Below are 13,582 nucleotides of genomic sequence, written 5' to 3'. Positions count from 1 at the left end.
ATTCCGACAAAAGAGATAGGCAAACCTAGCGCCACAAGCGCGATCGCCCCGGCTGTCCCGAAGAATAGCGCTCCAACGAAGCTCGCTACGGAGACCAGTGAAAATAAAACGAGCACTAACGCCATGAGTTGCATTTGGTTTTCTCTCCTGCAGGTCGCTTGCCACGGCCGTCCAATTGGGAGCGGCGAGTTGTCGCATGCATTAAATATCTATTTTTCCACGTTATTCCTGCACTGAGAGCGCGTCGCTGTATTTTGTCGTCGGAAGCATTCGGCTGTCGGGTGGCCCAAATCGAGATTGGGTCGTCGCATTCTGAAACGGCGGCGCCGGGAATTTGCTTTAATGCCGGCGTCAGATAATAAAAAACAACGTGTTGCGTCCTTGATTCGCGTCGTCCTGCGTTTGAGTTTCGGTCCGAATTCAGTTTTTTTTAAAGCGATGGAGCGCGATCGTGGGACGCGATTTCCGCTGGCCTTGCGCAACGAACCTCTTCCTGGCTCTCGCGTTCCTGGCCGCGCCGCCCGCGACCGGTTACGCGGCGAGCGACGACGTCGTGCGCGAGGCGCCGCCGCCAGGCGCGCCCGGCTATCAGGAGCTTGCGTTAGCCTTCGCGCATCTGGCCAAGAATGATCCCCAAGGCGCGCTGAAATACGCGCAACGCGCGCGAGATCTCGCGCCCGACTATGAAATGCCGGTCCGCCTGCTGGCCGATGTTCTGAACAAATTGGGACAGGCTGGCGAGGCGGTTGACGTCATCAACGGCTTCGGCGCCTCACACAAAATTTCGCCCACGCTGATCGCCCAACGCGGTCATTTGCGCAAACGCCTGAAGGACTTGGCTGGCGCCGAGACGGATTTGCGCAGCGCGCGACAGAGCGGCGCGCTCACCAAGGAGCAGGACGATGCGGCGAATGTCGCGCTCTTCGACCTGGCGATGGAAGGCGCATATGACGACTTCAACAAGTCCCGGTTGAACGAGGCGATGGAGAAGGCGCGCGCGGCGCGCCAAATCGATGAAAAAGCGGAAGCTCCTGTCCGACTCATCGCCGAGACGCTCAGCCGACAGGGCCGCTCGCAAGCGGCTCTCGACGAACTGAATCGCTATGCTGCGGAACATACGCCCAGCGAACGCCTTCTTGCGCAGCGCGGATATTTGCGTCGCGCCATGAAGGACGTGAAAGGCGCGGCAGCGGATTTCCAAGCCGCGCTCGCCGCGCCGGACGTCGAGCCAAGCGAAACGCAACGGTTGCGCGATGCGCTGGCGGAGGCGAACAAGGCTGAGCAGGACAGCATTGTGCAAGCCGAACTCGCTGAGGTCTATAAAGCGATCGCTCAGCGCGATTACGCTCGCGCGGCGCAGTTGTCGCGCGAGCTTCGCGTGAAATATCCAAAATCCGAAGCGCCGTTGCTTGCGCTGATGACGGCGTTGGACAGCTCTCGGCAGGCTGAGGCGGCGGTCAAGGAAGCCGACGCCTTCATCAAAGACAACGCCCCGAGCGCGGCATTGCTCGCACAGCGCGGCTACAGCCGGCGCGCCATCGGCGATCTGCGCGGCGCCATCGCGGACTTCCGGGCTGCGCTCGCGCAGCCGGGTCTCGAGCCTGCGCAACAGAAGAGGCTGAAACTCGCGATTGCGGAAGCGCAACACGCAACCGAATCGGGCGTCGCGCAGGCCGGCGCGGAGCAGACGCCGATGCAACAGGCGCTCAACGACGGTTACGATGCGTTGAAGCTCGGTCGGTTCGACGCGGCCGTTCACGCCGCGCGCGAGGCGCGCAGCCTTGATCCAAAGGCGGAAGCGCCAGTCCTCCTGCTCTTGTCCGCGCTTCTTCGCCAGGGACGCAAAGCTGAGGCGCTTGCGGAAGCGAACCGCTACCTTGCGTCTGTCCCGCACAGCGCCGCCGTTCTCGCGCAGCGCGGATTCCTGCGCCGTCAGGCCGGCGATGTAGGCGGCGCCGCCGCAGACTTCGAGCAGGCTTTGAAATATGGCCTTCCGGCCGATCAAAAGCTCAATGTCGCGCGGGCGCTCAATGAAGCGCGCTACACGCTCGTCGCCGAAAAGGCGTTCAGGGCGGCGTCCGCGCAGGATTGGGCGAACGCCTTGCGTTACGGGCGGGCGGCCGAGGCGTTCCCGGGCGCCAATGAAGCCGTTTTTCGCGTGACGATCGCCGCGCTTGCAGGGCTCGAACGCACGGATGAGGCGTTGAAGAGGTCGAACGCGCTGATCGCGCGCGGCAAGGCCAGTGGCCAAGCCTATGCGCAAAGGGCCTATCTTCGTAAGGCGCTCGGGGATGGCGACGGGGCGTATGCGGATTTTGTAAAAGCGCTCGCGCGCGGAGACTTGCCTCCTGCGCAAAAGGTGGCGGTCGAGCTCGAAATCGCGAGCGCCAGGGCCCTCGCTTACGAAAAACAGGGAGATGTGACGCAGGCGCGCGCCGAACTCGTCGGGTTCACGCAGCAACATCCCCGCTATGCGGCCGGATGGGCGACGCTCGGCAATTTTTACGCGCGTCAAAAGGAATACGCCTCAGCGGTCGACGCATTTGAGAATAGTCTTGCGCTCGATCCGAAAGGCGAAGTGCTGCTGAGCGCCGGCTATGCGAGCGTCTATGTCGATCGGTCGAAAGAGTCCCAGTTCTTTCGGGAAGCGATCGACCGCTGGTCGAGCGATCCATCGCTCAGCGCGCGTCCAGCGCGCGATCAGGAGGTGGTCAAAACGCAGATCGTCGAGGCGGATTCCAGCGTCCGCACGAATGTCGTCATGAGCGGCATCGCCGATCGGCGAAAGCGCTGGGGCGGGTATCAGATGCAACCGAGTTTCGAAACCGTCATGCGGTTCGATGGTCGACACCTGCCGTACATATTCGGTCTTGAAACATTGATCGGCGGTTTCTGGTCTCAGGACCAGACGCGCTTCACCGAGAGCTATTCGCGGCTCGGCCTGCGCCTTCGACCGTTCGACGGCATCAACTTTTCGGTCAGCGCCGAATGGCAGCACCATTTCACGACAAACGCGCCCTTCAATCAGCTGGCCTTGTCATGGGGCTATGGCTACGGCGGATTCGCTTACTCGAGCACGTCAAGCGCAGGAGCGGCGGGCGCGATTGAACCAACCAACATGAGCTATCCTCATGAGACGGCTTGGCAGCCGCTGACGAGCTTCGCCACTTACGGCACCTACAGGGTCGGAGAGCATCGCTATCTGCAAAACGCCGTGGGTCTCCTGGGCTATTCCTACTGGAACGCCACCTCCCGCGTCGTGATTGGGGCCGCCGGAATGGGCATGGGGACATATGACAGCGCCGACACCCGCCAGTTCGCCTTCGGCGCGGGTCCGGCGCTGGTCGCGCGCGCCTGGTTGGGCGGAGATGTTTATCGGGCGTTTGACGGCATCATTACAGCGCAATTCGGCTATCTGTTCCCCTTCGGCGAGAGCCGCCGTCAAGGCGGCCTCAACGCAACGATCGCCATCACTTTTTGACGCCGCATCTGTTTGCGGTCCGGCTCTGAGCGGCGCGGCGGCGCAAGGACCCCCGCTCGCAGCTGCGCCGCGCGCGAGACGAGCCGCTATTTCGACGCCGCAGCGCGAGGAATCGTGAGAACGACCGAATGGAAATAGACGAGAGCGTCTTCGGAATAGAGTCCGATGAGGCCGTTTGAATAGGGCCTTTCCCGGTCAGTAAAGGTCGTTAGCGGAACGCCGTCGACGAAGACTGAGAGCGTCGTCGCATTCGGCGCAGCGGATTGAACAATCTTGACGAGATATCGACGCCCGATTGGATAAATCGGTCGAGTTCCCGACGCCAGGAAGCGCTGATCGCCTGGATAAGCAGGGTCAGCTTTGCCGAGTTCCCAGCCATTCGGCTTGGGAACGAAATAGTAAAAATGCCTGTTGTCGACATAGTCCCACAAGAGCCAAGCCACTTCCCAGGGATTTGGCGCATCATTGCGCCGCAACTGCTGTTCTGTGTGAAGCGAGGCCTCAATGGTGAAATCGCCGCGAAGGTCGATCGGCGAGGAAGGAAACGGTCCGTTGATCAGACCGGCGTGCGTTTCGTTCGAAGACGTCGCTTCCTTCGGCCGTATCGATAGCGCCTGGCCATCGAACAGGCGGACGACCGAATTCGAACCAAAGCCGTGGTAAACCGACTTCCAATTGGGCGCGAGAAACTCGCCGTCTCCGATCTGGGTTTCAGGGGCGTGTGGGACCGCGCCGTCGAATGTCTCGGAATGGACGATATGGTCCGGCGTCACCGTCACGACGGCGCGATGAGACGTCGACGCTCTGCCCTTCTTGCATCTTATCGTATAGGTCGTCGTGCGCGCCGGTCGCACGACGAGATTGCCCGACCGGTTGCGGACCACAAAATTCCGATCGTGCGGGCGACTCGACCCCCTGCAGAAACCGGCCTTCGTCAGGGAAAACGCCAAAGTCGCCGGCTGACCCGGATTGATGGTCGTCGGCTTCGCCGAGAGGGCTGCGCCGGGAGATCGCGCATTCGCGTGCGCGGACGTCGACGCTTCCTCAGCGGCGGCCAATGAGATCGACGCCAATGCGAACGAGTTCAAGAAGAAGGCCATCAAGGCCCGACCACGGAAAAGCATCAGTCTGACCACTACTTAAACGATTCTTCGCCAGCTTGGCGTAACGAATGACTTGATCAGGTCCGAAGGCGCAGCGCGAGGGCTCAAGCTATATAGCGCGCGCCTCGGGACGAAGCTCCGGTCCTTGGGGAGCCGAGCGGTCCGCAGACAACATCTGCGACCTTCGCGGAGTTTCGCGTTACGATGTTGACGGCTCGTTCTGCAAACAGTCTGCCTGGGTCCACTGGTAGACCTCATAGCCGTCGACAACCTTGCCCGCGTCGCTGAAGCCTCCACGCTGCTGCACCGGCTCGATGATCTGCTTTGCGCAAGCGATTGTGCCCGGAAGCGCATATTTCTGCATATGGCCGGCGATGTCGATGACGCGGTCGCTCATTTCCTCCATGGGCGTCTGCTCGTCATAATAGACGTGCCCGGCGTTGATGCCGCAGCGAACGGTGAAATTCGATCTGATCATTTTTACTTTTGCGTTGAATGCGTCGAGACCGCTGATTACGTCCTTTGCGGCTTTCAGCGCCGCGTCGGTTGTTGGAAAGCAGGCCATGACGCCGTCCGGGGTCCAGGCCGCTTTCAGCGATCCGTTGCTGCGGAGCTTGCCGTCGACAAGATCTTTATATTCACGAAAATCATGCTCGATAAAGGTCTTATCCTCCCCGAGCTTCATCTTCGTCGAGTCGACCACGTCGATCGACAGGAAGGCGAGGTCGCGGCCCATCGACTCCAACTGCCGCTTCGCTTCCGCCATCACTTTGAGCAATTCCGCGCGGCTCTTGGCGCTGCGCGCGTCCATCGACTTCATCTTTTCCTTGACCGGCGCAAGCACCCGTTCGTCGGCCCCCGCGGGGGCCGCGGACTGCAGCGCTTCGAAGTCGCGTTGCAGCGCGGTGCGGTAGATTGCAGTCGAGATCTTGCGTCGCAAATTGTCGACCCAAATCCGTGCGACGAGAATCCCCCCGACGATAAACCAACGTGCCAGTTCATAGCCCTTAAAATTCGTCGGGACGACCGACTTGATCCATCGGATCAATCGCGCGTCAAAGGCTTCAACATATTCGATCCAGCGGTAGGACCCCGCATGTTTGAAATAGGGCGTGACGAGCGGAAGCAGGATCGCCGCCAGCGCGATGAGCAGAAGGACGCTCAGCAGTCCCAGCAGGAACTTGGCCACCCTGAGTAGGAGCGGAGGTCCGGGGTTGCGCGAAGGTGCCATGGGGGTCTTTCGATCGAGCTGAGGGTGCCGGCGCACGCGTTATCGCATGCGCAAATCAATCCGCGCAATTTTGACCGCGCGTCCGCTGTCGTCAAGAAGATGACAAATAGAACGGATCAACCCATTGTATCCGTCCGCAGCGATCGCTCGTCCTGTATGACGAGACGAAAATTGGCGTCCGCCACCCCTGCGCTGCGATCATCAGCGGGTAAGAATCGGCTATGCGCGCGCTCAGTTGGCGCGCGTCGATCCGCCGTACGTGGGCGGCGGCTGATCGATCCCCGACGCGCGCCTGGAGGGCGTGAGCCGGCCATCAGACCGGCTCGCCGACATTCTCCGCTTGCGCCTTAAAAGCGATATCCGACCTTCGCCATCACCGTACGCGGCGCGCCCGGATAGTAAATTCCCGAGTTCGACGTCTGTTGATAATAGCCGTTGCTGATCTGTCCGATATAGGCCGTATCGAAGACGTTCAGCACCGCGAGACTGGCGTTCAGCGTTCCGAATGCGAATTTCTTTTCATAGCCGAAATTGAGATCGAGCGTCGCATAGCCGGCGATGGGCTGAAGCCCGGTCGTATCGCCCAAACGCGAGCTGACGATGTGGACGATCGGCGTAAAGACGAAGTCCAAGACGTGCAGATTGCCGCCCACCGTCGAAATCCAGTAGGGCACGTCCGGCAATTGCCGCCCTTTCACCTGATTGTTGAAGCGCGTCAGCAGCGACGCGGTCGCGAAGGTGGGCAGGTCTTGAACAAAGACGGCGCGCTGATAGCCGATCGAACCGAAGAGGTCGATTCCTTCGATCGGCGAAACTTGCCCGATCGCCTGCGCCCCGTAGTTTTCGCTTTCGGCGACATTCTGTCCGTAGGACGTTCCAATGCCCGGATCATAGACGACCGACTTGTTGTGATTGCGCGAGTAATAGACGGTCGGCTGGACATACCCCATGCCGAACCATTCATTGAACGTCCATCTCGCGCCGACGTCGACCATTGCGGATGTTTCCGGCCGCATTGCCCGCCAAACCTGATTGGCGGTGATTCCATTCTTCAGGAAGGTCGCGCTGTTTTGCTGATAGGCGGGCCAAACGTCGAAAGACGGTCCGCCATAGCCGCCGCCGGCGCTCACTTTGAGCTGCAAATTCTCGGTGACGTCATAGGCCAGCGCGCCAAACGGCAGAAACGTTCCCACAGTGAAGCTGCTGACGCTCCGTAACGGGATGACGCTGGGCGACAGGGCAAGCGCCATGTCATAGGGATATGCGCCGAGGCCCGTCGCCGTACGCGCGTCGATTCCGGCCATCGTCTCCCAATTGTAGCGCACGCCGCCGGTGGCGCGCAGCGGCCCGAAATTGCGCGAAGCGACGCCATAGGCCGAATTATTGATATGAACTCCGGTCTGCTGGCTGAGGATCGCCCAGTTCGGATTGGTCAAACCGCCAAGAACGTTGGGCGCGTACATCTTCCAGGCCGTCGGCGGTCCCGGCAGATTCTGCACGCCATACCAGTGGCCGACCGTGATGTCGGTCTCCAGAATGCGGGACTGAAACTCGCTGGTGACGCCGAAGCTGTCATGATTGATCAGCCAGTTGCGAACCATGCCGTTCGCCATGCCGTCGAGATAGAATCCGTCCTCCCGAAAATAATAAGGCTTCACGACGAGCCGCGTCACATCGTTGAGCTTCACCGTGAATTCGCCGAGCGCGGTCCAGGAGTCGAAGGACTGCATATTGTAATTGTAGTAGTTGACCGCCCACGAGCGGACCGTGCGGGAAACCGGCAGGAAATTATAGAAGCGGTTGGCGTCGAGGAAGCGGACCTGATTGTAGTTCAGCCCGGCGTATGTGTTTGCGTTGTAGTTGCTCTTGGCGACGAAGACCTTGGCCTCGAAAAAGTCGGTGGGCTTTGTCTCAATGCCAACGGCAAATCCGGATTTTCCTTGCGGCGACTTGCCGGGTCCGCGCCAGGCATGCGCATCCGTCCAGGAGCCGGACAGGAAGAATTTGGTCGTTCCGTTCAGGAATGCGCCTGAATCCATGCGCGCGAAGGTGCGAAGAAAGCTCGCCGAGCCGACGGATTGGGAGGCCTCCGCGCCGAATTTGTCGGAACTCCATCTGATTCGCGTATCGATGACGCCGGGCAGCGTGAAATAGGAATTGACGTTCGAAGGAACCGGTCCCTGGTAGAGGTCGATGCTCGACAGATTTTCGCTGTCGATCATCATCGTTGAGCCTGGGCCGGGATTGATCCCGTTGATGGGCAGTCCGTCAACGAGCGTGATGCTGTTGCCGTGCTGGCTGACTTCGCCGCGAATGCGTATGCCTTTGAAGCTGCCCGGGAGATTTGCAAGCCCGTAAGGATCGATCGCCGGCGCGTCCACCGACGGCAGATAGCCGACGGCTCGGATTGGATTCGTGCCGCCGCCGCCGGTGGCGAGCTGAATGCCGCGGGTGTCGACGCGATAGGTCGTGGACGGCGCGTCCGGGACAACGCCGATGATGGGGCTTCGCTTCGGCGTTGGGCCGCTTCGCTGCGGCGCGGGCGTCGACTCAGGGCCGCCTTCGCCATCGGCGCCATTCGCGCCGATGGTGATCGGCGGCAGATTGGTCTGCGCATGCGCGCCCTGTGGCAGGAGCAGCAAGGTCACGACCGAGACGCCCGCTTTGACGGCGCCGACATTGCGTTTGCGAGATTTCAGGATGCGAGTCATTTGACGTCCCCAGCCGCGCATCCGGGATGCGCTATATATGATATATATACAACGATAGCTGGGGCTGCGCCGCAATGGTCTGATGTGGCCGCAAACCCAATTAATTCTGAGTGTTGCGGCGTTGCAACAATTTGTCGACGGCATGGGCATGTCGCCTAATTTCTATTCGCGCGCGCACGTCTCTCTTCGGTCGCGCTGAAAACGCGTGGCCGCAATGGCCTGTAAACCTGGGCGCGCCGCCGTCTGACGGCGAACGCGCCAAATATTTGCGCTTGTCGATCGGCTGGGCGAAAGATATTGATCCATCGCTATGTGTTCTATCTAAATAGCGTCTGGCGGGCGGCCCATATGCGATTTGGCGTTTTCTGCACATATGAGAATCCAAGGAGCGATTACCGGCTCTGCTATGCGGCGCAGACCGAACTGGTTCGGCGCGCCGAGGCGCTCGACTTCGACGAAGCCTGGATCGCCGAACATCATTTCGATCCCGACGCGGCCAGCCCCTCGATCCTGGCGCTGCTCGCCTATCTGGCGGGCGTCACCACCCGGATACGCCTGGGTTCTGCGGCGGTGCTGCTCGCGTTCCGCAATCCGATTCACGTCGCTGAAGATGTCGCGACGATCGACCTGCTGTCAGAGGGACGTTTTGATTTCGGCGTCGCCAAAGGCGGCCCCTTCGCTCTGCAGAACAAGCATTTCCTCGCGGGGCAGGATGTCACGCGCGACATGACGCTGGAGGCGCTCGAGCTCGTCAATCGGCTGCTATACGAGGAGCGCGTCACGTTTTCCGGCGACTATTATAAAGTCGACGATGTCGCGCTCGCGCCGAAGCCCGTGCAGACTCCGATTCCGACCTATGTCGCGACGACGACCCCGGCGGCGATCGAATATGCGGCGCGGCGCGGCTTTGGCGTGATGGGCGCGTCGCCGATACCGTTGCAGCGCATTGTGCAGCTTGTCGCCGCCTATCGGGCGGCGGCGCCCTCGGCAGATCCGCGTCTTGCTTTGGCCCGCTTCTATTACGGCGCGCCGACGCGCGCCGCCGCCTTGTCGGAAGCCGTGCCCTTCATCAGGCGCTTTTCCGAGCGGATGCGCGGAATCTTTCTCGCGCGTGGCGAAAGCGGCGCGAATTTCGATCCCGACGACATCATCGAGCGATCGCTCATCGGCGGCTTCGACGAATTGCGCGACAAAATCGCTTCGCTTCATGAGCAGACGCAGTTCCGCTCGCTGCTGCTCAAACCCACGTCGCTCGAGGCCGACAAAAACCTGCGCGCCCTCGACGATTTCGCCAACCACATCCGTCCCTATCTGCCTACTGCGGCGAAACTGGAACAGGCTTTATGAAATCATGGTCGATATGAAATCATGGTCGATCGCCGTCCTGGCGCTTGCTCTCCTCTCCGTGACGCGGCCGGCCGTAGGGCGCGAGATTGTCGATATGGCGGGGCGCCATGTGACAATTCCGGACAAGATCGCCAAGGTTTATGGCTCCTCCCCGCCTGTCACCCTGCTTCTTTACGCCTTGGCGCCCGACTATATGATTGGGCTCAACACGCCTTACGCAACCAACGAACCGAAACTTCTGCGCAAGGACGTCGCGGCGCTGCCGGCGCTCGGCAGCCAGGCGGGCATGGGCCGCCAATTTAATCCGGAAGAAGTGGTGAGCCGGCGGCCAGACCTTGTCATCGCCTGGCTCGATCGTTTCGTCGACACGGCCAAAGCAGAGGCCAGTTTCGCGAAAATCGGCTTGCCCGTCGTCTTCATCAAATTGGACACGCTGGCCGAATATCCGGCCGCATTCCGCTTTCTCGGCGCGCTGTTCGATCGAACGGATAGAGCCGAGCAGCTGGCGCGCTACATCGAGACGGCGCAGGCGCGCGTCGCCAAGGCGGTCGACGTCGTTCCGTCCGCGCAGCGCCTGCGAGTCTATTATGCGGAAGGCCCGGACGGCCTCGCGACCGAATGCGACAAGAGCTTCCATGCCGAACCGATCACGCTTGCCGGCGGCGACAATGTCCGCCACTGCGCGTCATCGACGCATGTCGGCATGGAAAAGATCAGTCTCGAACAGGTCATTGCGCTGAAGCCTGACTTGATCCTCGCGCAGGACAGAACCTTCGCCAAAGGCGTCTTGACGAATGCGAATTGGCGGAATGTGCCGGCGGTCGCCCAGAAACGGGTCGTTTACGTGCCGCATGCGCCGTTCAACTGGCTTGATCGCCCGCCGAGCTATATGCGCGCGCTCGGCGTGCAATGGCTCGCGAATCTGTTTTACCCATCGCGCTACGCCTTCGACCTGAACGCTGAGGCCAGGACATTCTACAAGCTGTTTCTCGGCGTCGAAATCGACGACGGCGACATCACGCGCATCATGAACTGACGCGTGACTCGGTTTTTTCTGTTGCCTTTGTCGCTGGCGCTCGTCGCGATCGCATCGCTGACGATCGGGCGCTATCCGTTGACGCTTTATGATCTTGTCGCATTTCTTGGGGCGCAGGTTGGCGCTGTCGCCATGCCGCAAGAGCGCGCCGACCTGATCTTCAATATCCTCATCGAGATCAGGCTGCCGCGCGTTCTCGCCGCCGCATTGATCGGCGCCGCGCTTTCAACGTCCGGCGCGGCGTTTCAGGCCGTATTCCGCAATCCGCTGGTTTCGCCGGGCATCCTCGGCGTGCTTGGCGGCGCGAGTTTCGGCGCGGCGCTTGGCATCCTCCTGTCTGGAAGCTGGTTCGTCGTGCAGACGAGCGCCTTCGTCTTTGGCGTCGCGGCGGTGACGATCGGCGTTCTGGTCGCCAATCTTTTCGGCCGCGCCTCGATCGTCATGCTTGTTCTCGGCGGCATGATTTCTGGCGCGTTCTTCACGTCGCTGTTGTCGATCATGAAATACGCCGCCGATCCAAACGATCAGCTTCCGGCCATCGTTTACTGGCTTATGGGGAGTCTCGGCGGCCTCGACCTTTCGCAGATCAGCCTGGCGGCCGGGCCGATGCTTGTTGGAATCGTCTTGCTCGCGTTCCTGGGACGCGCGCTCGACGCGCTGTCGATGGGCGACGATGAGGCGCGCGCGCTCGGCGTGCCGGTTGAGCGGGTCCGCTATTCGGTCATCGCCGTCGCGACGCTCGCCTCGTCGCTCGCGGTGGCGCTTGCCGGCATGATCGGCTGGGTCGGTCTCGTCGTTCCCCATGCCGCGCGCCTGCTTCTTGGACCGGTGAACAGCCGCTTGCTGCCCGCAAGCGCATTTCTCGGCGCCACTTTCCTCATTCTCGCGGACTGTCTGGCCCGGAGCATCGCAGCCGCGGAAATCCCCATCGGCATCGTGACCGAATTGCTCGGCGTCCCCTGCTTCGTGCTGGTGTTGCGGCATGCCCGGAGAGCGTGGCTGTGAGCGCGCGCCTTTCGGCGCGGCTTGAGGCGCGCGCGATCCATCTTATGCGTGCCGACCGTCCTGTGCTCGCGGGCGCCGATTTATGCGTCGCGTCGGGAGAAATCGTGGCGCTGCTTGGGGCCAATGGCGCCGGCAAGAGCACGCTGTTTCGCGTGATGCTCGGATTGGAGAAAATGACGCGTGGCGAGGTCCTGTTCGATGGCGCGCCAATCGCCGCATTCAGTCCCCGCGCGTTGGCGACGCGAGTCGCCTATGTGCCGCAAGCGCATGTCGCGCCGTTTCCTTATCTGGCGCGCGACGTCGTCATGATGGGACGGCTGCCGTCGACCGGGCTTTTTTCGGCGCCAACCGCGCAAGACGAGGCGGTTGTTTCAGAAATCCTTGCTCGGCTCAAAATCACGTCGCTTGCGACGCGGCCCTATACCGAAATCTCGGGCGGCGAACGCCAGCTGGTGTTGATCGCGCGGGCGCTTGCGCAAGGCGCGCAGATCCTTGTCATGGATGAACCCATGACCGGTCTCGATTACGGGTACCAGACAAAGGCATTGCGTCTTTTTGTCGAGCTGGCCAAGGCCGGATGCGGCATTCTTTTCAGCACGCATCATCCCGAGCACGCCTTGAGAATCGCGTCGCGCGTGGCGGTCCTCGCCGACGGCAAGATCATTGCGGATGATGCGCCGAGGAAGGTTATTAGCTTGGCGATGATCGAACGCATCTATGGCGTCGAGGTCGACGCCGACGACATGGCCGCGTCGCGCATCGGCGCCGAATAGCGTCCTGACGGCGTCAGCGCGCGCCCTCGAGCGGGAGCGCGTCGCCTATTCGGCGCTCAGGTTCGACCACCAATTTCCGATCGGCCCTTGCGCCGACCCTTCGCACTCCATCTCGACGGCGAAAGAGACGCCGCGCGAGATCAGCTGACTTCTGTCGCTGACGCCGACGAAGCGCGCCGTCGGCGAAAAAGCGATCTCGACGAGGGGAGCGCCGACGCCGAAAGTCCGCTTTTGGCGCGCAACGCCGCGAATGCGGCCGGCCTTCGGCGCGCGGATCTCAATTTCGTCGATTGAGCCGAGCAACTCGCCTGGCTCGGCGAAGGCGCCGATCGATAAATTGCTGCGAAACTGGCCTGCCGCCGGCGCGGTCACAATCAACGCCTCAGGTCGTCGCTGAGCCGTCGTCGCGCTCCGGCGCCGCGGCGGGTCGCCCTGCCGCAGGATCGCGCCAGGATCTGGCCCCTCCGTTTCGACGACCAGATCGCAATCAACGCCCGCGCTGAAATGCGATCCTAGTCCGATCGTGACGTCGGCGAGCGGCCGTAACGGCGGCGGCAGCTCCTTTTCTTCATGCACGGCGATGATGACGTCCCACGGCCAGCGACCGACGATCTCGGAAAACGAGCCTCTCAGCAGGGGTATGAATTCCCGGGTGCGCAGCCCGAGCAGTAATTCCGCGCTGACGTCGGCGCGCCGCGCTTCGATTCCGTCGAGATTCGCGCCGCCGTCAAACCATGCGTCGGCGAAGCACATCCTGCGACGCAAGACGTGTGGCGCGGTCGATCGATGCAGCACAACGGCGTAGCCGTCTCCGAAAAGGCGACGCGCCGTGGCCGACGCCTCTTCGCCAACGCCGCAGACCAGTATCGTCTTGTCCTTGATCACGAGCTTTGCC

10 protein-coding genes are annotated in these 13,582 nt (G+C 61.5%); 6 read left to right on the top strand and 4 right to left on the bottom strand.

Features of this window, described 5'->3' with window-relative positions; all coding sequences use genetic code 11:
- Window positions 1–451: 451 nt before the first annotated feature.
- On the top strand, window positions 452–3,481 hold the full coding sequence (locus tag AB7F41_RS08580) for a tetratricopeptide repeat protein (protein WP_428384626.1): 3,030 nt from the start codon (window positions 452–454) through the stop codon (window positions 3,479–3,481).
- Window positions 3,482–3,567: 86 nt separating this feature from the next.
- Here AB7F41_RS08580 and AB7F41_RS08575 read toward each other — a convergent pair whose 3' ends face one another.
- Window positions 3,568–4,365, bottom strand: a complete 798-nt coding sequence (locus tag AB7F41_RS08575) for a hypothetical protein (protein WP_428384628.1) — start codon at window positions 4,363–4,365, stop codon at window positions 3,568–3,570.
- 88 nt (window positions 4,366–4,453) lie between these two features.
- On the opposite strand from AB7F41_RS08575, the gene AB7F41_RS08570 reads away from it, so the two are divergent.
- Window positions 4,454–4,624 carry a hypothetical protein gene (locus tag AB7F41_RS08570; protein ID WP_428406506.1) on the top strand — a complete coding sequence of 57 codons (171 nt, stop codon included), beginning with the start codon at window positions 4,454–4,456 and terminating at the stop codon, window positions 4,622–4,624.
- Between the two features lie 159 nt (window positions 4,625–4,783).
- On the opposite strand, the gene AB7F41_RS08565 is transcribed toward AB7F41_RS08570, so the two are convergent.
- Both AB7F41_RS08565 and AB7F41_RS08560 read right to left on the bottom strand, forming a co-directional pair.
- Entirely contained in the window at window positions 4,784–5,815 is a 1,032-nt protein-coding gene (locus AB7F41_RS08565; RefSeq protein WP_428384630.1) for an adenylate/guanylate cyclase domain-containing protein, read from the bottom strand.
- A 347-nt stretch (window positions 5,816–6,162) separates the two neighbouring features.
- Window positions 6,163–8,526 (bottom strand): TonB-dependent receptor, encoded by a 2,364-nt coding sequence (locus tag AB7F41_RS08560; protein WP_428384632.1) that lies wholly within the window; start codon window positions 8,524–8,526, stop codon window positions 6,163–6,165.
- A gap of 348 nt (window positions 8,527–8,874) precedes the next feature.
- Between AB7F41_RS08560 and AB7F41_RS08555 the strand changes: the two genes are divergently transcribed.
- From AB7F41_RS08555 to AB7F41_RS08540, 4 genes are read left to right on the top strand one after another with little or no spacing between them, the layout of a single operon-like run.
- Window positions 8,875–9,873 (top strand): LLM class flavin-dependent oxidoreductase, encoded by a 999-nt coding sequence (locus AB7F41_RS08555; protein WP_428384634.1) that lies wholly within the window; start codon window positions 8,875–8,877, stop codon window positions 9,871–9,873.
- 4 nt (window positions 9,874–9,877) lie between these two features.
- Window positions 9,878–10,909, top strand: a complete 1,032-nt coding sequence (locus AB7F41_RS08550; RefSeq protein ID WP_428384636.1) for an ABC transporter substrate-binding protein — start codon at window positions 9,878–9,880, stop codon at window positions 10,907–10,909.
- Window positions 10,910–10,912: 3 nt separating this feature from the next.
- Window positions 10,913–11,914, top strand: a complete 1,002-nt coding sequence (locus AB7F41_RS08545) for a FecCD family ABC transporter permease (protein WP_428384638.1) — start codon at window positions 10,913–10,915, stop codon at window positions 11,912–11,914.
- Window positions 11,915–11,958: 44 nt separating this feature from the next.
- The gene (locus AB7F41_RS08540) at window positions 11,959–12,687 is read left to right on the top strand and encodes an ABC transporter ATP-binding protein (RefSeq protein WP_428384639.1); all 729 of its coding nucleotides are present in this window, start codon (window positions 11,959–11,961) and stop codon (window positions 12,685–12,687) included.
- A 45-nt stretch (window positions 12,688–12,732) separates the two neighbouring features.
- On the opposite strand, the gene AB7F41_RS08535 is transcribed toward AB7F41_RS08540, so the two are convergent.
- Window positions 12,733–13,572, bottom strand: coding sequence for a hypothetical protein (locus tag AB7F41_RS08535; protein WP_428384641.1), 840 nt, complete (start codon window positions 13,570–13,572; stop codon window positions 12,733–12,735).
- Window positions 13,573–13,582 lie beyond the last annotated feature (10 nt).

The organism is Methylocystis sp. (genome assembly GCF_050251305.1).
Lineage (GTDB): Bacteria > Pseudomonadota > Alphaproteobacteria > Rhizobiales > Beijerinckiaceae > Methylocystis.
The sequence above is the reverse complement of the archived record's forward strand: the minus strand, read 5'-3'. Positions and strand labels throughout refer to the sequence as shown.

Excerpts from the sequence above, each read along its gene's own strand:
- AB7F41_RS08570 (WP_428406506.1), top strand. The coding sequence starts at position 4,454 with ATGGTCGTCGGCTTCGCCGAGAGGGCTGCGCCGGGAGATCGCGCATTC.
- AB7F41_RS08565 (WP_428384630.1), bottom strand. The coding sequence starts at position 5,815 with ATGGCACCTTCGCGCAACCCCGGACCTCCGCTCCTACTCAGGGTGGCC.
- AB7F41_RS08560 (WP_428384632.1), bottom strand. The coding sequence starts at position 8,526 with ATGACTCGCATCCTGAAATCTCGCAAACGCAATGTCGGCGCCGTCAAA.
- AB7F41_RS08555 (WP_428384634.1), top strand. The coding sequence starts at position 8,875 with ATGCGATTTGGCGTTTTCTGCACATATGAGAATCCAAGGAGCGATTAC.
- AB7F41_RS08550 (WP_428384636.1), top strand. The coding sequence starts at position 9,878 with ATGGTCGATATGAAATCATGGTCGATCGCCGTCCTGGCGCTTGCTCTC.
- AB7F41_RS08540 (WP_428384639.1), top strand. The coding sequence starts at position 11,959 with ATGCGTGCCGACCGTCCTGTGCTCGCGGGCGCCGATTTATGCGTCGCG.